The organism is Pseudomonas fluorescens NCIMB 11764 (assembly GCF_000293885.2).
In the GTDB taxonomy this organism is placed as follows: Bacteria; Pseudomonadota; Gammaproteobacteria; order Pseudomonadales; family Pseudomonadaceae; genus Aquipseudomonas; species Aquipseudomonas fluorescens_B.
The window spans coordinates 4,314,674-4,335,182 of sequence record NZ_CP010945.1; the positions used below are offsets into that span (position 1 = coordinate 4,314,674).

The window sequence follows — 20,509 nt, forward strand, 5'->3', positions numbered from 1 at the left end:
ATGTGGGATGAGGGTCAATGCCATGACCGCTGAAGGCAATGCAGGACAATTGTTATTTACTGTCGTCACTTTGCTTGCCGCCGCCGTGGTTGCAGTGCCGCTGCTCAAACGCCTCGGGCTCGGCTCAGTGGTCGGTTACCTGGCGGCGGGGCTGATAATTGGCCCCTTCGGACTGCAACTGATCAATGACCCCCACACCATCATTGATGTGGCCGAGTTGGGTGTGGTGATGTTTCTTTTTGTGATTGGGCTGGAGATGGAGCCCTCGCACCTATGGGATCTGCGTAGGCAGATCTTTGGGCTGGGCAGCCTGCAGGTGGTGGTCTGTGCTTTTTTGCTCACTTTTGTCGGCATGGCCTTTGGTTTCCCTTGGCAGGTGTCATTTGTGAGCGCGGCGGGTTTTGTCCTCACATCCACGGCCATCGTTATGCAAGCCCTCTCGGAACGCGGTGACATCACCGAGCCGAGGGGGCAGCACATAGTGTCCATTTTGCTGTTTGAAGACCTGTTGATAGCGCCTTTACTGGCGGTGGTGGCATTTCTGGCGCCCACTGAATGGGTCCATGAACCCACGTCACCCCTTTGGCAACGCCTGGGTACCGCAGCCCTGTCCTTGGGCGCGTTGGTGGCCATAGGATTGTGGCTGCTCAACCCCCTGTTTCGGGTATTGGCCCAAGCCAAGGCGCGCGAGGTCATGACTGCCGCTGCGCTGCTGGTTGTGTTGGGAGCAGCACTGCTGATGGAACTCGGCGGCCTTTCAATGGCGATGGGGGCTTTCGTTGCCGGTGTGCTGCTGTCGCAATCCTCATTCCGCCACCAGTTGGAGGCCGAAGTAGAGCCGTTTCGCGGCCTGCTGCTGGGGCTGTTTTTCCTTGGCGTCGGCATGTCGTTGGATCTGCAGGTGGTGGCCGGGAACTGGATGCTCATCACCTCTGGTGTGCTGGCGCTGATGGTGGTCAAGGCGCTCTGTATTTACGGGGTCGCGCGTCTCGCAAAAAGCAGCCATGACGACGCGCTGGATCGCGCCGTGCTTTTGGCGCAGGGTGGCGAATTCGCTTTTGTGCTGTTTGCCGAAGCGCTCAAACTCAGGGTCATCAGTCCTGAAGTCAACGCCAATATGACGGCTATCGTGGTGCTCTCCATGGCCATTACGCCGGTGACTTTATTGCTGTACAAACGGTTTGCTCGCGTGCAGCCCGTTTCCATGGACGGTGTGGAACCCGCACACAATCTGCGAGGCAATGTCCTCATCATCGGATTTGGCCGTGTAGGGCAGATTGCCTGCCAGGCGCCGCTCGCTCAGGGCGCGAAACTTTCCATAATTGATATAGATCCCGAGGTCATTCGCGCCGCGTCGCCCTATGGTTTCAAGGTCTATTACGGCGATGGCGCCCGCCATGAAATATTGCACGCAGCTGGCGCCCATCACGCCCGCGCCATCATTATTTGTGTGGATGATAAAAAAGCCGCGACACGCATTGTCGAAAGTACGCGGCGCTACTGCCCGCAGGTGAAAGTGGTGGTGCGCGCCTTTGACCGCGAACATGCGCTGGAATTGGTCAAACACGACGCCGACTACATCGTGCGGGAAACCTTTGAGGCGGCCCTGCTGCTCGGCCGTCAGGCCGTGCTGACGCTGGGTGCGTCGGAGCACGAAGCCGACGCGGTGATCGACGAAGTGCGCAAACGCGATGCCGAACGTTTTGCCTTGGAAACATCGGGCGGCCTGTTTGCCGGGCGAGCGTTGGTACTGGGGAATATTGAGCGCATTGATCCGCCGAACCATGAAGCGCGGGATGCTCAGTGAGCATCAATCGCAGTCATTCGGTTCAACGGGGCTCCAGAGCAGAAAATTGGCCCCTCAACCACGTGTAAAGCTGAGAAACCGCAGGGCTGATCTGCTTACGATGTGGGCACACCAGGCTCAACGGTGAAGCTTCGCCAGGATAATCCGGCAGCAGCACAAGCAGACGCTCTGCAGCGATATCGGCACTGACATCCAGCCAGGATTTGTAGGCGATACCTTCACCCTCCAATGACCAGCGCCGCACGACATCGGCGTCATCGCTGAACAACGGCCCCGAAACCTGCACGGTTTGCCCGCCCAGGTTCCACTTGTCATAGACCCGGCCATTTTGCAGATAGAGCAGGCAGGAATGCTTGCTCAAGTCATCCGGCGTTTGGGGAGAACCGCAGCGTTGCACATACTCCGGCGAGGCCACCAGCACTCGCTGGTTCCACGGTGCAAGCGGCAGTGCCACATAGTTGGCGTCTTCATTCGGGCCGTATCGAATCGCCACGTCCACCGGGTCGCGAAACAGATTGGCCATCTGGTCCGACAGGAAAAAACGCAACGTCAATTGCGGATGCTGACGGCGGAACTGCGTCAACCACGGCAGCAGAATGTTGCGCCCCAGATCGGACGGCGCTGTCACTTGCAGTACGCCCCGCAGCGTGGCGTTTTCACCACGCAGGTTTTCCTTGCCTTGCTTCAGGGTCTCAAGCACTGAGTGGGCGGTGGGCAGATATTGCTCGCCCTCTGCAGTCAATCGCAGGCTGCGAGTGGTGCGGGCGAACAGGCGCACGTCGAGCTCGCGCTCCAGACGTTTGATAGCGGCGGCGACCTGACCAGGCAGTAGATCCGCCTCCAGCGCCGCTGCGGTAAAACTGCCCAACGCGGCGCTGCGGATGAATAAAGCAAGATCATCGATGCGGATCATTTTCACTCCAGCAGTGAAAGTGTTGGCGCATTCTGCTTGTTTTTCTCTGTACATGGGAAGTCGAAGATGGTGGCAAGTGAGTGCATCAACCCTTCAGACAGCGAGTGTCCATGAAAGCCATCACCTTTACCGAACACGCCTTGCCCATCGACAATCCACAAGCATTGATTGACATCAGTCTCCCGGCGCCCACACCTGGCCCACGGGATCTGCTGGTCGAAGTTCGCGCGGTATCCGTGAATCCGGTCGATACCAAGGTGCGCGCCGGAACTTTCACAAAAGAGCCGAAAATCCTTGGCTGGGATGCCACAGGCATTGTCCGCGAGGTCGGCTCTGAAGTGACGCTGTTTCAGCCGGGCGATGAAGTGTTTTATGCCGGCTCGATTGCCCGCACCGGCAGCTACAGCGAATTCCATTTGGTCGATGAGCGGATCGTCGGGCACAAGCCTCGCTCATTGAGTGCAGCCGATGCGGCAGCGTTGCCGTTGACCTCGATCACGGCCTGGGAATTGTTGTTTGACCGGCTTGGTGTCATCGAGGGGTCGGGGGAGGGCCAGTGCCTGTTGATCACTGGAGCGGCTGGCGGCGTCGGTTCGATGCTGGTGCAACTGGCCCGACAGTTGACTCGCCTTACCGTCATCGGTACCGCCTCACGTCAGGAAACCGTTGATTGGGTGCGACAGTTGGGCGCGCATCACGTGATTGATCACCGCCAGCCACTGCTCGCGCAGTTGCAAGCGCTCGGCGTGCCGGAGATCGACTATGTCGCCAGCCTGACCCACACCGAACAGCATTTTGCACAACTGATCGACGTGCTCAAGCCACAGGGGCGTCTGGGGGTGATTGACGATCCCGAAAGCCTCGACGTGATGCCGCTCAAGCACAAGTCGCTGTCGTTGCATTGGGAGCTGATGTTCACCCGCTCGCTGTACGAAACCCCGGACATGATCAAACAGCATCACCTGCTCAATCGGATCAGCGATCTGATTGATCAAGGTGTCTTGAAAACCACTGTGGGGGAACACTTCGGTGCGATCAATGCGGCCAACATGCGTCGTGCCCATGCGCTGGTCGAAAGCGGCAAGGCCCGGGGCAAGATCGTTCTCGAAGGTTTCTGATTTCACTCATTGGGCGGGTGCGCTTGCGGCCCGCTGCACCGCTTGCGGCATCACTAGCCATGTTTTCACTGCTGGAGCGTTGACGATGAATCCGTCCGGTAACGTGTGAGTATCGATTGCCTTGCTTAAGGCCAGGGCAGGCAAAGAAGCCGGGCGTGAAAGCGGCCGGCGTATCAATTCGCTCCGGGACTCGGCTGTACTCCGAATTGCGGAACGATGTGAGTACCCAACTCCTCAATGACTTCCGCAGCAGGGCGCTTTCCGTATTTGAGATTGAGGATAACGTGGTCCACTCCGATTTCCTCAAGCGACTCCAGCAAGTACCGGAGATGGTAGCGTCCAAGTCTGAACCCCAAATGAATGCGAGTAGGCTGCGTGGAGGGGTTTTCATCGAGGTCGATATACAGCGACTGAGTGAAGGGCTTGTAGACGGAACCACATTGCTTCATGACCTCCAGCCGCCAATCTTCCACGACCAGTCGCTGCATGTTCGGTATGCGTGGGTAGTTGATCCATCCGATGCTTTCGCGCGCGATCCAGTCCAGTGACTGGCGACTGTTCCCGGTCACGAGCATTGGAATGACTTGGGTTGTGGGCTTCGGAATGAGGTCTGCACCCTGCATCTCACCACCGCTCCAGTGGATGGGTTCAAAGCTGGTGCTGTGGGCTCGACGAATCACCTCGTAGTGCTCTCGAAAGATTTCTCCGCGCCTTTCGGGGTCGACGCCAAAAGCCGAAAACTCCACTGGGCGATCGCCGGAGGCTACCCCAAGAATCAAGCGACCTGCGCTCAACTGATCGACGCTGGCTGATGCCTTGGCCGTGTGCAGAGGATGATGTAAAGGGATGGCGATGGATGCGGTGCCAAGCGCTATTTCTGACGTATGAGCGGCCATATAGCCCAGGTAAACCCAAGGGTCGAAGACTTGGCCGACATCGCCGAAACCAGGGTCCCGAAGAGGCACGTCGCGAAACCAGAGCGCGCAGAAGCCTAGCGCCTCTGCTCGTTTGGCCAGTTCGACCTGGTTGAGCATGCTCGGAGTGTCCCCAGCGAAGGCCTCCAAAGGAAAGAACAATCCGAGGCTCAAATGATCCGGCGTGAAGGTCCGCCTGAATCCCCGATGTTCCTGATAAGCAAGCGTGCTTGGCCGATACATACTCATCTTCCTCAGTGGGAGAACGTGAAGAGTGCCCCCATTTCTGGAGGTGCGGCATCGGTCGTTCAGGAACGACAGGTGGGGTAGTCCGTGTAGCCTTTATCGGTTACGCCTTACAGGCTGGTCGGTCGACCGGATTGAGGGGCCAGTTGCTGGCGATACGCGCGTGCAGGTCCGGGTTGGCAATGAATGGGCGATCAAAGGCAATCAGATCGCTCCAGCCCGATACTGGTACCTCGGCAACGGCCTGGGGATTCATACAAGAAGCGTAGGCGGTTTGGCAGTGAACTGCCATGTTCGTCGTCAGGACGATCGGCGGCAACCGCCTGACTGGCGCTGACTACGATGCCGGCGATTCATTCAGCTTGAGCTTGAACTCCGGGCAGTTCAGCCGTGATTTCCTAGAGGTGATAGCGCGATTGCACAAGTCGCGTGATCTGTTCCAGCGCATTCTTGGGGGCCAGGGTCCTGTCTGTTTCAATAAGGTGTGTCTTGTTGGCAAGCACATCGTCCCGGATCACCTTGCGGAACCAATTGGAAAAATCCCCGGCATCCATGTGTTCGCGAAGGGTGAGGTCCGCAAGTTGCGATGACGAGGACAAAAACTCCGTCAGGTTCGAGGCACTTTGGCCAAGCGTAGGAAAGTGGAATGAATGCCATGCGCCGACATCCCCGGCGACGTACTTGCCGCTGTGCCGATGGTGCTTTTGATTGGGCTGCACCTGATCGAGCAGGAACACCTCATCGCCTTCGCGAAGTTTCCAGATACAGGCATGTTCGAGGCCTGGCAAACGTTCTGGAAACTCGGGGCTGCTGCGCTGCATGCGTTTGGCGAACTGTTCGGCCAGTTCCCTGGCCGTACTGCCGAGTGTCACCAGCACGTCTACCCCCTCAAGCAGGGCCGGGCAGACTTGATCGAAGTCGGGGGCGACGATGATTGCACCGATGTTTCCGAGAAAACCGGGCGGCCAATCGGCACAGTGGGGGAGCATGTAATGAGCTTCGTCCACGATCAACCAGTAGGGCCGACCCGAAGCACTGCGAAGATGCTGGATAAAGGGCAGTAGCTCGCCGAACAGTTGCACACGTGCTGCCGGATCCAGAGCAAGGGCGCTCACCACCACATTGAGCTGCGCCTGTAAAAGGTGATGGACCGACTCCTCTGTCGTCGGTGGGACGGTCAGGCCACCCACCGTTACCGCATCGTCCAGGGTCAGATAATCCCCCTCGGGATCAATGATGCAAAATCCCTGGTGAGCCTCGACCATCCGTTCTGTCAGCCAGGTGATGTAGCTGGATTTGCCAGAACCCGAATTTCCAACGACCAGCATCACCGATTCTGGAGGAAGCCATACCTCCCGCGCATTGGTGGTCCGGCCCAGCTGGATCCCGGTGCGCTCGACGGGAACCAGCCTGGCGTCTTTTTCCAGCAGCAAGCCCACCAATTCACAGACCCCTCGACCATGATCTTGGCTGAGGCACAGGTCAGCGCTGGACTTTATAGACTCGATGGCATTGCTCACAGCGGCGGCGCAGCCACAGATCGATAGAAAGGAATGGTCGTTTTCTGCATCGCCTACGCCCACCACGTTCAGCTCGCAAATGCCGAGTCTTCGCAAGGCGGCACTCAGGCCCGATGCCTTGTTCACACACGAGGGCAAGACCATGATCGCATCCTTGTTGAAGGTCATCTGCAGTTCAAGGCCGAGCTCGCGAATGCTGTTGCTCACCGTGTTCTCGAACGGGTGCCATGTGGCGATGACCGACCGGCCGATCGACAACGGCGCGACGCCATGGTCGCGCAGGCGGCTAACCAACTCCGTCGAAGCAGGATCTGCGATGAGCTCCTCGGTGTCTGTGAGCGGGTCGTACAAGAGCGCGCCGTTTTCTGCGACCACCATGTCAAACAGTTCCAGGTGTGGAAAGTGATGCTTGAGCGCTTGCAATTCCCGGCCTGTAATCAGCAATAACTTGCGACCGCTGTTTTTAAGGGTTGCGAGCGAGGCACAGACCTCTGGTGGAACGCTACCGTTTTCGGCAATGGTTCCGTCAAAGTCCACCGCTAGGGCTAAGAAGTGCATGCTCGCTCCTATACAGGCCTGGTTGGGTCGGTCCTCGTCCAGCCTGAATTTGATGAGGGCAACGTGGCAGGCAGAGGAGGGTCAAAGCGGTTTTCATCATCGTGCTCGTGGGAAAGCGGGTGTGCTTGACTTGAATCAAACAAAACCACCACTGCCGGACCAGAATCCAGTTATCTGCTGAACAGCTCAGGGGTATGGCATGCCCGTTAAACCGCCCATCCCGGATTTCACTCCCCCGCCAGTTGTTGAAGGCCAGTATTACAATCGCACTGCACTGTGGGGGGCGTGGCTGCTGGGTGCGGCGATCTGTGCGATGGTCGTTGGCGTCGCGCTGCATTTCACTGATCTCGAATCGTTCACGCAATTGCTGATGGAGGCAGAGCCGCTGTGGCTCGTGGGAGCCCTTGGGCTGCAAGCGCTCACATATCTGGCACAGGGACAGGTTTTTCGCGTGGTGCTCAAAGCAAGAGCGCAACACCTTTCGCTTTGGGACGCGGGCAAACTCAGCGTGATGAAGCTGTTTGTCGATCAAGCACTGCCGTCCTCCGGCATCAGTGGGGCCTTCGCGGTCGTCGCATCCTTCGCAAGACTCGGGTTCGAAAAGCCGGTTGTCCTGGCGTGTCTGGTGCTGGATTTGTCCGGGTACTTCCTGGCCTATGGATTGTCAGTCGGCGTGGCGTTGCCGGTGGTGATGTTTCAGGGACATGCAACTGCCGCCGTCATGACCCTGTGTTCAGTATTTGTGGCGGCAAGCCTGATGTTGGCGGTCATCACGCCAAAACTGGCGGGCAATACGAACCTGGCGTCCCATGTGCCGGGACAGCGTTTTTCGATTGTCGCCAAAGGCGTTTCGTTTCTCACCGGGGCTGATCGGCAGTTAGTACGCAGCCGCGCTTTGCTCTGGCGCATCACGCTGCTGGAGTTGGCGATTATCATCCTGGATAGCGCGACATTGTGGGTGCTGGTCCGCGCACTGGGTGTTTCGGCGCCGCCATTGGGGCTGTTTGCCGGTTTCATGCTCGCCAGCGTATTGCGCAGTATCGGCATTGTGCCGGGAGGCCTGGGGGCTTTTGAAGCCGCGGCCGTCGTGACGTTGCACTGGGTCGGGGTGAACATTGCGGTGGCGCTGTCCGCCACGTTGCTGTTTCGCGGCCTGACGTTCTGGTTACCGATGTTGCCAGGCCTTTGGCTGGCGCATCGCGAATGGCATCCGCCGGCAAAAAAAAACGCGGAGTATGCTGATGCCGATTATTGGAGCCTTGCGGTCAGCCAGTTGCTCGGCACGTTGCACAGCGCCGAAACAGGGTTAAGCAGTGCACAAGCCAAATCCCGAATGCGCAGTGCACGAACGCAGGCCAAGGATCGGCCTCAGGGATTGGCCAGGTTGGTGCTTGAGCAAATGCGCACGCCGCTGGTTCTGATTCTGGTTGCGGGCGCATTGGTCGCTTTGGCGGTAGGAGACTGGCTAGATGCAGCGATCGTCTGGTGCATTGTCCTGATCAGCGCGGTACTCAGTGCCTGGTATGAAAATCGCGCCAGCACGGCAGTGGAACAGTTACGCAATAAAATCGCTTTGCGGGCTACGGTACGCCGGGACGGCCGGATCGTTGAGGTGGCGGCCGCTGAAGTGGTGCCCGGTGACGTCATGCTGCTCAGCGCGGGCAGCCTCATCGCCGCTGACGGCCGCTTGCTGCAGGCCCTCGATTGCTTTGTCAGTGAAAGCCTCCTGACCGGTGAAACCTTTCCGGTGGAGAAACTGCCCGGGGAATGCGCAGCCGACGCTGCCCTGGGACAGCGCCATAACTGCGTGTTCATGGGCACCTCGGTGCGCAGCGGCACGGCCGAAGTGCTCGTCACGCGCTATGCCGATGAAAGCGAAATCGGCCACATCGCCAGGACCTTGTCGCTACGGCCTCCCGAAACCGAATTTGAGCGCGGTTTGCGGCATTTCGGTGGCTTGCTGCTGCGGGTGATGCTGGTGATCACGATCGTGGTGTTCGGCATCAATATTCTGCTGCACCGTCCGACCCTCGATACCCTGTTGTTCGCCATTGCATTGTCCATCGGGATGTCACCCGAATTACTGCCCGCGATCCTCAGTATCACGCTGGCAAAAGGTGCTCAGCGCATGGCGGCCAAAGGGGTCATCGTTCGGCACCTCAACGCCATCGAGAACCTGGGCGCGATGGACATTCTGTGCACTGACAAGACGGGCACGCTGACCCGGGGTGTCGTGGTGCTGGACGGTGCAATGGACGTCGATGGCACCGCCGACTCGCAGATACTGCAGTTGGCGGTGCTCAATGCGAGCTTGCAGACCGGTATGCGCAACGCGATGGACGACGCCATTACCCTGGCGGGCAAAAGCCTGAGCCCTTGTCCGCAGGTCATCAAGCGCGATGAAGTCCCGTATGACTTTGTGCGCAAGCGCCTGAGCGTGGTGGTGGGCAATGCGCCTGAGGCCGACACGCTGATGGTCACCAAAGGGGCGCTGGATAATGTGCTGGAGGTCTGCACTCAACTGCGACGAGGCGACCAGGTATTCGCACTCAATGACACGGAGCGAGCGGCAATTGTCCAGCGTTTCGCAGACTGGAGCGAGCAGGGGTTTCGAGTCCTGGGCCTTGCCAGTCGCGTGCTGCCGGATCAACCGCACTATGGCTGCAGTGAAGAAAGGGACATGATCTTTCGTGGTTTTCTGTTGTTCTTCGATCCACCGGAACCCGGGGTCAAGGACACTATCGCCACTCTCGACAAGCTCGGGGTGCAAGTGAAAATCATCAGCGGCGACAGCCATCTGGTCGCGCGCCATGTAGGCCAGGCGGTGGGCCTGCCTGTGGAGCGAATCATCACCGGCGCCGAACTCTCGGCGATGAAAGACGAAGCGCTGATGCACCTGGCCCCACTGACGACCCTGTTCGCCGAGGTCGACCCCAACCAGAAAGAGCGCATCATCCGGGCGTTGCAGAAGACCGGGCATGTGGTCGGGTACATGGGGGATGGCATCAACGATGCCCCGGCCCTGCAAGTGGCCGATATCGGGATCTCGGTAGACAACGCCGCCGACGTGGCAAAGCAGGCGGCAGACTTCGTGTTGCTGGAGCACAATTTGGACGTCTTGCGCGAAGGCATCGAAGAGGGCCGGCATACCTTTGCCAATACCCTCAAATACATTTCAATCGTGTCCAGTGCCAACTTCGGCAATATGATCAGCATGGCCCTGGCTTCTCTGGCGTTACCCTTCCTGCCACTGCTGGCCAAGCAAATATTGCTCAACAATCTATTGTCTGACATTCCTTCCATGGGGATTGCCAACGACAACGTTGATCGCGAATGGGAAAGCACCCCTCATCGCTGGAATATCACCGAAATCCGCAACTTCATGGTGGTTTTCGGGCTGGTGAGCTCGCTGTTCGACATGCTGACGTTCGTAGCCCTTTACCTGCTCGCAGAGAGGGTTCCCGAAGTGTTCCGCAGCGGTTGGTTCGTTGAGTCACTGTTGACTCAACTGCTGACGATCTTCATCGTGCGGACGTACAGACCGTTTTACCAAAGCCGACCGGCGAAACTGCTGATGATCAGTGCGCTGTGCATCGGCCTGCTCGCAATCGGGCTACCGTACAGTCCGGTAGCCCCTTGGTTCGGCTTGGTGCCTTTGCCATTCCACATCATCGCTGTGGTGTTGGCAATCAGCGTGGTGTACCTGGTTTCAGCTGAATGTGTGAAGCGCATTTTCTACCGTCGTCAGCGCTCCAAACGCCATCACACATCCCATCGTCGTCATGCTTGAGCCAGGTGCTTGCCGACCTTTTCGTCACGATGGGGAAGGCATGGGCCCACGGGCTCGTTCCACTGCGCCCGGCTCTATTCGTCACGTCTCCACTTGACGCTCAGGCCATACTCATCATCGCCATACTGGTAATCAGCGTTCCCTTTGTACGCGGCTTCCAGAGCATGGCCCAGGCGATTCGCGAGATGGATGCCGGTCGTGGTCACGATCAGGTCATCCCCAGAATCGGCCAGGTTGATGATGCGCTCAAGGGCATGATCGACCTTTTCCTTTTTTTCAGTGTTTTCGATCAGGTGGATGATTTCATTTCGATGCTTGAGCAAGAAGCTGCCCGATAGCGTAACCGTACCCGCTGGCATGTTGTCATCGATGCGTCGGCACGCCGGGCAGGTCACTGCTTGCGCCCCAGGAATGATCGTGTTTTCGGGGTGTTTCCAGGTCCAGTTACCGGCTTGATAGACCGCGTCGCATTGCGTGCAGATGGCTGAACCTTCAACCCGCGGCAACTTGTAGGGATCGTGGGTGGATGTTTTGAACAGCTTGCTTTTCTGACTTTGCTGAAACTTGTCCATGGTTTCCTCCTCGCACATGAGATGGAAAAACTCCATCTATAACCGTGACTGAAAAACCGTTCCTTCCTCTTCAGCCCGCTGAACACACCTTGGTTCTCACACCTCCATTTGGTCCCGGTTTCTTGCTGCGCGAATTGATCTTTGTCAATTCAGGGGCGGCAGCTGACAGCCGGTCACCTTTGAAACACAGGGAGGGTTCGATGGCGTTGGGATTTTGTTGATAAAAGTCAACGTCACACGAGCCAGTTCATAGACGCTGCAAAAACGCACTTGTTGTAAAACCGGCCGGGAGAGCATCCTGATGGCTCACACTAAAATCATGTTTCGTGCTGCAGCTCGCGAGAAAATCCTGAGTGGCGCCACACAGTTGGCGGACGCCGTACGGGTGACGCTGGGCCCGAAATCAAAATCGGTACTGATCCAGAATAAATGGGGCAATCCCACGGTCTGCAATGATGGCGTGACGATCGCCAAACGCATTGATCTGCTCGACCCCGAGGAAAACCTGGGCGCGCAAATGCTGCGTCAGGCGGCCGAACGCACAGGCGATGCGGTCGGGGACGGGACCAGTACGTCAACGGTGCTCGCCCATGCAATCCTGGCCGATGGCATCCGCAACGTCGTCGCGGGTGCCAGTGCGATCGACCTCAAGCGTGGCCTGGATCGCGGACTGTTGTTGGTCGTCGAATCCCTCGCCGCTCAATCGCGACCGGTCAGCACGCTCAAGGAAAAGGCCCAGGTCGCCACGCTGTCGGCGCATAACGATGCCGTCATCGGTCAGTTGGTGGCAGACGCCCTGGAAAAGGTCGGCGTTGAAGGCGTTGTCAGTGTCGAGGAGTCCAAGACCACCGAAACCGTGGTCGAGGTCATGGAAGGAATGCGGTTTGACCGAGGCTTTGTTTCACCCTATTTCGTCACTGATGCCGAGAAGATGCAGGTCGAACTCGATGACGCCTGCCTGCTGCTCTGTGACCATAAGATCGGTGCACTCAAAGACTTGCTGCCCTTGCTTGAACTCGTGGCCAAAAGCGGGCAACCACTGGTTTTGATCGCGGACGATATCGAGGGTGAGGCGTTGACCACGCTGGTCGTCAACCAGATACGGGGCGTTCTTCGAGCGGTGGCGATCAAAGCTCCTGGCTTTGGTGATCGGCGCAAGGAAATGCTGCAGGACATGGCCGTTCTGACGGGGGCAACGGTGGTTTCCAACGAACTGGGTGTCACCCTGGAACAGGTGGAACTGAACCAGTTGGGACGTGCACATCGAGTCGTGGTGCAAAAAGACAGCACGGCGCTGATAGGGGGCGCCGGCACACGCGAGGCCATCGAGGCACGTTTGCAGCAGATTCGAACGCAAATAGACAGTACCACCAGCGATTACGACCGTGAAAAGCTTCAGGAACGACTGGCGAGGCTGTCTGGCGGTGTTGCGGTGATCCGGGTCGGGGCGCCTTCCGAAGCCGAAATGAAGGCGCGCAAGGATGCGCTGGATGATGCCATCTCAGCGACCCGGGCAGCGATCGCCGAAGGCATTGTGCCGGGGGGTGGTCTTGCGTTGCTCAAGGCCGTCCCGATTCTCGCGGCCGAAGAGGCCCGTTATGAAGGCGATGCCAGGACCGGCTTGCAGATTCTTCGCCGGGCGCTGGAAGCTCCGGCCAGACTCATCGCTGAGAATTCGGCAGTGGATGCCGGCGTCGTGATTGCGCGCATGCTCGCCGAACCTGGGAACATTGGCTTCGATGCGTCCGCCAATTGCTATGTCGACATGTACGAAGCCGGCATCATCGACCCGACCAAGGTGGTGCGTATTGCCCTCGAAAATGCCGTTTCAGTCGCCAGTATCTTGCTGCTGACCGAGGCGACCATGACTGATATTCCGGAAAAGGAATCACCTGCCCAGCCGTCTTTCCCTGAATGAAAATCCCGTAGCGGACAAAGCTCATGTGTAGGAGGCTGCCTCGGTCATCGTCAGGTGATTGAGGATCGGGTTTTCGCCGTGCAAATAACTCAGTGCCTGGTGCATCAATTGGACAGCTTGTTGTTTTTTTTCGTATCGCTTGGCCGGATCGGCATGACGTAGCGCTGCCCCCGCGAGGGAGAAGGAGCGCGTGGCAGCCCGCAAAGAAAGGAAAAACGCCAAGGGTTTGCAGTCTTCCTGCGCATCGCTGTGGTTGAGGTAGCTGGACAACAGCCGTGCTCCCAGCCTGTTCAGGCCATGGTGTTGCAGGTCCATCAGCACAAAAGCCAGGTCGTAGAGCACATCGATGCAGGCAAGCCGCTCACTGAACTCGATACCATCGAAGAGTGTGGGCTGGCCGTCGAGCAGGCAGATATTGGCCAAGCGCATATCACCATGGCAGCGTCGAACGCGGCCCTCACGGCGGCGACCTTCGAGGCAGCCGGTCAACGACTCCAGCTGGGTCCGGGAGGTGTGAGCAATCGCGGTGACTGTCGCGAAATCGAGGAGAGGCGAGTAGCGAGACATTTCCCGATGATTTTTCTCGATTTCTTCATACAGGTCCAAAATGCGACCGAAAGAAGGGGTGATTTGTGCACTGGCATGAAAGCGGGCGATCTCCGCCCCCAACTGTTCCAGCATCGGTTCAGTCAGGCGTCCTTCAACGGCCATGCGGTCAAACAGCCGATCCTGAGCGAAACGACGCATCACCACGAGCCAGTCAACCACGGGTCCGCAACCATTGAGTGCCAGCTGGCCATTCGTCTGGCGATTGATCGGACACAGGCTCAAATACAGCGTCGGCGCTGTCCGTCGATTCAACAGTAGCTCTGCCTCACAGGCGTTTTTGCGGCTTTCCAGGCTTAAGAAATCCAGCTCGGCAAACGCCACGGCGCGTTTGAGTTTGTAGGCGCGGTCGGCGTGCAGAAAAATCACCGAACCATGGGTCTCGATACGCTCCACTGGCTGGTTTGACGTGCCGTAGCTGGACGGCCTGGAGAGAAAGGCAATGACCTCGTCTTGCAGGGTGTTCATTCTCGCCACCACGCCGTCTGCGGACTTTTCGGCAGTGTGAAGAAGCGAAGGCCCGCTCCGATTGATATTGATCAAGTACGGTGGAATGAAAGGCTGCGTGTCTCACGGGCCTCACGCCGGTATTTGATATTTATCAACGTCAGGCACATTGCAGCGGAGCAACCTGAATCAACGTTGGGTGCTTGGTCCTGCGTGGACGCAACGGCTGAGCCCTACGAGGATCAGCGGCAAGCGTTGAAGCGCTCTGCCTGGAGTCAGCTCATGAGCCAGTATCAACATTTGTTACTCATCATCCACCTGGCCCTGCGCCATTCTCCGGCAATCGACCATGCCGCAGCGCTCGCCGGGGCCAGCGGTGCACGTTTGCATATTGCGGCGTTGATCCCGGCGTTGAAACTGTTGTCGCTGCTCGAAGAAGGCGACCGGGAAAAGGCGCGGGAACGCTACCTGCAGGACCATCGTGATTGGCTGAGCGATCAGGCCAGACATCTGCGTGGCAGCGGGGTCGTGGTGACCACCGAGGTGGCGTGGGCTGATGACATGGAGCAAGACATCCTGGATCACGTCAAGGAATTGCAGCCCGACCTTTTGATCAAGGAAATCCAGCAAGAATCAGCGCTCAAGCGCACGTTTTTCACCCCGCTGGACTGGCACTTGCTGCGCCACTGTCCGGTACCGGTTTATCTGGTAGGCGGGACTCACCATGCCCTGCCGCGCAAGATCGTGGCGGCGGTTGATGCGGCGGCGGGTGGGCCTGAGAACAGCGAACTCAATGACCGCATTATCCAACAGGCCTCCAGCCTCGCCATACAGTGTGATGCCGAGTTGCACCTGCTGTTTGCCTGTGACATTAGGGAAGATTGCCTGGAGGAATTGGGCGGGAGCTTAAAACTGTCGGAGCTGACCCAGGGGCTGCGTAAAGAGCTGGAAAAATCGTTCCTGAAATTCGCCGGTCGGTACGGTGTGCCTGCTAACCGGCGGCATTTCATTCTGGGACATCCTGTCTCGGCGCTGAGCGAGTTTGCCAACAAGCACGACGTGGATGTGATTGTGTTGGGCAGAGTCCAGTACCACGGGATGGAGAAACTACTGGGCAGCACGACAGAACATATTCTGTATCAGGTGCCCTGCAGCGTCCTGGCGGTCTAGGGACGGACCGACGACTCAAGGGGGGGCAATCATGCATCCAGCGATCATTAAGAAAACCCTGGCCAACTTGCCGCTAGCGCCAAATTGGCTCGATAGTGTGAAAGCTCGCGAGGCCTTTTCCTGGCAGGTGGAAGCCAGTGCTCTGGCCGGTTTGCCGGGCGGCGGTTTGAACCTTGCGTATGAGGCCGTGGATCGGCATGCGCAGGGTGCGCATCGACGGCATACGGCACTGCGCATTCTTGACCGCAATGGAGGTAGTCGCGACATCAGCTACGCCCAACTGAGCCTCCTGACCAACCGATTTGCCAATGTATTGAAAAAACTGGGCGTGATGCCCGGCGAACGATTATTTGTACTCTGTGGCCGGGGGCTGGAACTTTATCTGGGCATGCTCGGTGGCCTGAAACTCGGTTGCGTGGTGTCTCCCTTGTTCTGTGCGTTCGGTCCCGAACCCATCGAAACCCGTATGCGTCTTGGCGAAGCCAGTGTGTTGCTGACCAGCGAAACCCTCTACCGGCGCAAGGTCGCGGCCATACGCGAGCGTTTGCCGGCACTCAAACAGGTGCTGCTGTATGACGAAAACGGCGGCGATACGGCGCAGATCGAGGGGACGCTCAATCTGCATCAACTGCTGGCGCAGGCAGATGAAGCCTTCGCCGTTGCCAATACGACCGCCGACAGCCCGGCACTTTTACACTTCACCAGCGGCACGACGGGCACCCCAAAAGGCGTGTTGCATGTCCATGGCGCGGCGCTGACCCACCGCGTCACCGGAAAATACGCCTTGGACTTGCACCCCGATGATGTCTATTGGTGCAGCGCCGATCCGGGTTGGGTGACCGGCACTTCCTATGGGATCTTTGCCCCGTTGTTGCTGGGCGTCACCAGTGTGGTCGAGGGCAATGAATTCGATGCCGAGCGTTGGTACCGGATACTTGAGAAGCAACAGGTGACAGTCTGGTATACCGCCCCGACGGCCATTCGCCTGTTGATGAAAGCAGGCGAAGCCTTGGCGCGCGGCCATCATTTTCCGAGTCTGCGGTTTATTGCCAGTGTCGGTGAGCCGCTCAATCCCGAGGCGGTCTGGTGGGGCAAAGAGGTGCTTGGGCTGCCGATCCACGACAATTGGTGGCAGACCGAAACCGGCGGCATCATGATTGCCAACACGCTCGCCATGCCCATCAAGCCAGGCTCCATGGGTAAGCCTTTGCCGGGTGTCGAGGCGGCCATCGTCGTTCGAGGAGAAGAGGGCGGTCTGGTGTTTCTGGGTGACAACGAGGTCGGTGACCTTGCCTTGAAACAGCCATGGCCTGCCATGTTCCGTGCCTACCTGGGGCAGGAGGAGCGTTACCGTCACTGCTTTGTCGGTGAGTGGTACCTGAGCGGCGATCTCGTGCGTCGCGATGCCGACGGTTACTACTGGTTCATTGGTCGCAGTGACGATGTCATCAAGTCGGCGGGTCACCTGATCGGTCCGTTCGAGGTTGAAAGCTCTCTCATGGAACACCCGGCCGTGGCCGAGGCCGCAGTGATTGGCAAGCCCGATCCGCTGTTGGGCGAAACCGTGAAGGCCTTTGTTTCACTCAAGCGTGGTTTCACTGCCAGCCAGGCCTTGCACGACGAGTTGCTCGGTCACGGACGCAAGCGCCTCGGGGCGGTCGTTGCGCCCAAGGAACTGGAATTTGTGGAAGTGCTTCCGCACACCCGTAGCGGAAAACTCATGCGGCGTCTGCTCAAGGCCCGGGAACTGGGTTTGCCTGAAGGCGATACGTCCAGCATGGAGAGCCCGTCATGAGCCTCCCATCGCGGTCCCAGGACATTGCTCTCGACCTGCTGCGGGACATGGTGCGCATCCGTCGTCTTGAGGAGCGGGCTGGCGAGTTGTACGGAGAGGGCAAGATTCGTGGCTTCCTGCACCTGTACATCGGCGAAGAAGCGGTAGCTGTCGGCGTTTTGCATGCACTGGCAGCCAACGATGCCGTGGTTGCGACGTATCGCGAACATGGCCACGCCCTGATCAAGGGCGTCCCCATGAAGGCGATCATGGCCGAGATGTATGGGCGCCAGGAAGGATGCTCGCGAGGGCGCGGCGGCTCAATGCACCTGTTTGATGCCACGGCACGATTCTTCGGCGGCAATGCCATCGTGGCGGGAGGCTTGCCCCTGACGGTCGGCCTGGCGCTCGCTGAACGCATGCAAGGTGGATCGCGTCTCTCAGCCTGTTTCTTTGGTGAAGGCGCGATGGCGGAAGGGGCCTTCCATGAGTCCATCAACCTGGCCGCATTGTGGCAGCTGCCGATGCTGTTTTGCTGCGAAAACAACCTCTATGCGATGGGGACTGCCCTGGACCGTTCGCAGTCGCAAACGGACCTGTGTGCGAAAGCCTCGGCCTACAAAGTCGATAGCCGGTCCGTCGATGGCATGGACGTGATCGCGGTCTACGAAGCCGCTCGTGATGCGGTTGAACACATCCGTGCGGGGCGTGGGCCTTTTTTTCTGGAGTTCCGCACCTATCGGTTTCGTGCCCACTCGATGTTCGACCCACAGCTGTATCGTGACAAGGACGAGGTGGAGCAATGGAAGACCCATGGGCCGATCCATACGTTCAGTGCACAGCTCAAGGCCGAGGGCCTATTAGACGAGCCCGGATTTCTGGCGATCCTGGCCCAGGTGGACGCTGAAGTAGAAGCCGCCGTTACCTATGCCGAAAGCGGTAGCCTGGAGCCGCTCGAGGATCTGTCCCGCGATGTCTACACCCCAAGGGCGGCGCCATGAGCATTCGTATGAGCTATCGCGAAGCGCTGCGCGAGGCAATACGTGAGGCGCTGCAGCGGGACCCGCGGGTATTTCTGATGGGCGAAGACGTCGGTCGCTACGGTGGCAGTTATGCCGTGTCCCTGGGGTTGCTTGAGGCGTTCGGCCCCGAGCGCATTCGAGACGCGCCATTGTCCGAGCTGGGTTTCGTGGGAGCCGGTATAGGGGCGGCTTTGGGGGGCATGCGACCGATTGTCGAAATCATGACCGTGAACTTCAGTCTGCTCGCCCTCGATCCGTTGATGAATACGGCTGCTGCCTTGAGGCACATGTCCGGTGGACAGTTCTCCGTGCCCTTGGTTGTGCGCATGGCGACAGGCGCCGGACGCCAGCTTGCAGCGCAACACTCGCACAGCCTGGAAGGCTGGTACGCCCATATTCCCGGGCTGAAAATCCTGGCGCCGGCGACCATCGAAGATGCGCGCGGCATGCTCTGGCCAGCGCTGCTGGATCCGGACCCGGTGCTGATATTCGAACACGCCCAGCTCTACAACCTGGAGGGTGATGCGGGCGAGTGGGAGACGGTGGACATCAGCTCCGCCAAGGTACGCCGAACCGGCAATGACCTGACCCTGATCACTTATGGCGGCACACTCGGCAAGGCCCTGGAGGCTGCGCAAGTATTGGCCGGGGAGGGCATTGATTGCGAAGTCATCGACCTGCGGGTCCTGCGCCCTCTGGATGACAAGACTTTGATGGCTTCTGTCTGCAAGACCCGTCGGGCCCTGGTGGTTGATGAGGGGTGGCGCAGCGGCAGTCTATCCGCCGAGATCATTACGCGGATCATAGAACAAGGCTTTTTCGAGCTGGATGCACCGCCGGCACGGGTGTGCAGCGCCGAAGTGCCGATACCTTATCCCCGGCATCTGGAAGAGGCGGCCCTGCCACAAGTGTCGACGATCATCGCGGCTGCTCATGAGCTGTGCCAGGGGACATCAGGGTGAGTGCAATGACGTGGCCTATTCGAGTATCGAGCCACGAGGGTAAACAATGATCGAATTCAAATTGCCCTCTCTGGGGGCTGATATGGATGAAGGCACGTTGCTGGAATGGAAAGTCCATCCGGGCGATGTGGTCAAGCCGGGCCAGGTGATTGCCGTCGTCGATACCGCCAAGGCCGCCATCGATGTCGAGTGCTGGCATGAGGGCACAGTGTCGCAACTGCTGATCGATATCGGCGCCAAAGTCCCGGTCGGTACCACCATCGCCTGGTTGTTGGAACCGGGCGAAGATCCGCACAGTGCGCGACGAACAACGACCGCGGCGCCGCTGCTGATCGAAGAGCAGGCATCGTCCGGCAGACGCCCGCGGATATCTCCCGCGGCGCGCAAGCGTGCTGCCGAGCTAGGCGTCAGCACCGCTGATATGAAAGGCCATGGTCCACATGGAGTCGTTACCCTGGAGGACATCGAGGCTGCCGCTCATGTGGCGCATCCGCCGGACCCCGACCAGGCCATGCGGCACGCCATTGCGGCGGCCATGACTCGTTCAAAACGCGAGATTCCCCATTACTACCTCAGCGAAACCATCGCCCTGGATAACGCCATGGCCTGGCTGCAGGCACACAATGCGCAAAGCACAATTCAAGAGCGCCTGCTGCCCGGTGTCTTGCTGCTCAAAGCGGTGGCGCTGGCCTTGCACGACTATCCGCAGCTCAATGGTTTCTGGCTGGATAACGCCTTCAAACCCGCACTCGATACCGACCTTGGTGTGGCAATCACCCTGCGCCAGGGTGGCCTGGTCGCCCCGGTGCTGCATCATGTGGCAGACGCCTCCCTGACTCATTTAATGAGTGAACTGGCCAGCCTGGTCGAGCGCGCCCGAAGCGGTTCCCTGCGCAGCTCCGAGCTGGGAGGCGCCGGGATGACGGTCACGCAACTCGGCGACCAGGGTGTAGACAGCGTATTCGGGGTGATCTACCCACCCCAGGTGGCCTTGGTCGGTTTCGGTCGTATCAGTGAGCGACCCTGGGTTAAAGAGGGCCAGTTGTGTGTCATGCCGACCGTCATTTGCAGTTTGTCCGCCGATCATCGAGTCAGCGACGGTCATTACGGCGCACGTTTTCTCGGCGAAGTCCGTCGCTTGCTGCAGACGCCAGAGTCGCTTTGAGGAGAGG

General features: G+C 58.8%; 14 protein-coding genes and 1 pseudogene. 9 read left to right on the top strand and 6 right to left on the bottom strand.

Going from position 1 to position 20,509, the window contains the following annotated elements:
• The first annotated feature begins 22 nt into the window (after positions 1-22).
• Positions 23-1,807, top strand: coding sequence for a monovalent cation:proton antiporter-2 (CPA2) family protein (locus B723_RS19800; RefSeq protein ID WP_017338528.1), 1,785 nt, complete (start codon positions 23-25; stop codon positions 1,805-1,807).
• A 22-nt stretch (positions 1,808-1,829) separates the two neighbouring features.
• Here the strand turns inward: B723_RS19800 and B723_RS19805 are convergent, their stop codons facing one another.
• Positions 1,830-2,720 carry a LysR family transcriptional regulator gene (locus tag B723_RS19805; RefSeq protein WP_017338529.1) on the bottom strand — a complete coding sequence of 297 codons (891 nt, stop codon included), beginning with the start codon at positions 2,718-2,720 and terminating at the stop codon, positions 1,830-1,832.
• A 110-nt stretch (positions 2,721-2,830) separates the two neighbouring features.
• Between B723_RS19805 and B723_RS19810 the strand changes: the two genes are divergently transcribed.
• Positions 2,831-3,838 carry a zinc-binding alcohol dehydrogenase family protein gene (locus B723_RS19810; protein WP_017338530.1) on the top strand — a complete coding sequence of 336 codons (1,008 nt, stop codon included), beginning with the start codon at positions 2,831-2,833 and terminating at the stop codon, positions 3,836-3,838.
• A gap of 173 nt (positions 3,839-4,011) precedes the next feature.
• Here the strand turns inward: B723_RS19810 and B723_RS19815 are convergent, their stop codons facing one another.
• From B723_RS19815 to B723_RS19820, 3 genes and pseudogenes are all read right to left on the bottom strand, one after another.
• Positions 4,012-4,995 carry an LLM class oxidoreductase gene (locus B723_RS19815; RefSeq protein WP_052909699.1) on the bottom strand — a complete coding sequence of 328 codons (984 nt, stop codon included), beginning with the start codon at positions 4,993-4,995 and terminating at the stop codon, positions 4,012-4,014.
• Between the two features lie 65 nt (positions 4,996-5,060).
• Positions 5,061-5,224, bottom strand: a pseudogene (locus B723_RS33735) (alkene reductase); the annotation flags it as partial.
• 172 nt (positions 5,225-5,396) lie between these two features.
• On the bottom strand, positions 5,397-7,076 hold the full coding sequence (locus B723_RS19820; protein ID WP_017338533.1) for an HAD-IIB family hydrolase: 1,680 nt from the start codon (positions 7,074-7,076) through the stop codon (positions 5,397-5,399).
• Between the two features lie 199 nt (positions 7,077-7,275).
• On the opposite strand from B723_RS19820, the gene mgtA reads away from it, so the two are divergent.
• Positions 7,276-10,866: a magnesium-translocating P-type ATPase gene (mgtA, locus tag B723_RS19825; protein WP_017338534.1), complete on the top strand. Its 3,591-nt coding sequence runs from the start codon at positions 7,276-7,278 to the stop codon at positions 10,864-10,866.
• 74 nt (positions 10,867-10,940) lie between these two features.
• Here mgtA and B723_RS19830 read toward each other — a convergent pair whose 3' ends face one another.
• Positions 10,941-11,438, bottom strand: coding sequence for a BCAM0308 family protein (locus B723_RS19830; protein WP_031318860.1), 498 nt, complete (start codon positions 11,436-11,438; stop codon positions 10,941-10,943).
• Positions 11,439-11,739: 301 nt separating this feature from the next.
• Here B723_RS19830 and groL point away from each other — a divergent pair, with 301 nt between their 5' ends.
• Positions 11,740-13,356: a chaperonin GroEL gene (gene groL / locus B723_RS19835; RefSeq protein ID WP_017338536.1), complete on the top strand. Its 1,617-nt coding sequence runs from the start codon at positions 11,740-11,742 to the stop codon at positions 13,354-13,356.
• A gap of 21 nt (positions 13,357-13,377) precedes the next feature.
• Here groL and B723_RS19840 read toward each other — a convergent pair whose 3' ends face one another.
• On the bottom strand, positions 13,378-14,430 hold the full coding sequence (locus B723_RS19840) for a phosphotransferase (RefSeq protein ID WP_017338537.1): 1,053 nt from the start codon (positions 14,428-14,430) through the stop codon (positions 13,378-13,380).
• A 261-nt stretch (positions 14,431-14,691) separates the two neighbouring features.
• Here B723_RS19840 and B723_RS19845 point away from each other — a divergent pair, with 261 nt between their 5' ends.
• Genes B723_RS19845 through B723_RS19865 form a run of 5 tightly spaced genes read left to right on the top strand, consistent with a single transcriptional unit; the run spans position 14,692 to position 20,502 of the window.
• Positions 14,692-15,579, top strand: coding sequence for a universal stress protein (locus B723_RS19845; protein ID WP_017338538.1), 888 nt, complete (start codon positions 14,692-14,694; stop codon positions 15,577-15,579).
• 31 nt (positions 15,580-15,610) lie between these two features.
• Positions 15,611-17,374: an acetate--CoA ligase gene (gene acsA / locus B723_RS19850; protein WP_017338539.1), complete on the top strand. Its 1,764-nt coding sequence runs from the start codon at positions 15,611-15,613 to the stop codon at positions 17,372-17,374.
• Positions 17,371-18,354: a pyruvate dehydrogenase (acetyl-transferring) E1 component subunit alpha gene (pdhA, locus tag B723_RS19855; RefSeq protein WP_017338540.1), complete on the top strand. Its 984-nt coding sequence runs from the start codon at positions 17,371-17,373 to the stop codon at positions 18,352-18,354. The genes acsA and pdhA overlap by 4 nt, the downstream gene beginning before the upstream one ends.
• Positions 18,351-19,337, top strand: coding sequence for an alpha-ketoacid dehydrogenase subunit beta (locus B723_RS19860; protein ID WP_017338541.1), 987 nt, complete (start codon positions 18,351-18,353; stop codon positions 19,335-19,337). The genes pdhA and B723_RS19860 overlap by 4 nt, the downstream gene beginning before the upstream one ends.
• A 46-nt stretch (positions 19,338-19,383) precedes the next feature.
• Positions 19,384-20,502 (top strand): dihydrolipoamide acetyltransferase family protein, encoded by a 1,119-nt coding sequence (locus tag B723_RS19865; RefSeq protein WP_017338542.1) that lies wholly within the window; start codon positions 19,384-19,386, stop codon positions 20,500-20,502.
• The last annotated feature ends 7 nt before the right edge of the window (positions 20,503-20,509 follow it).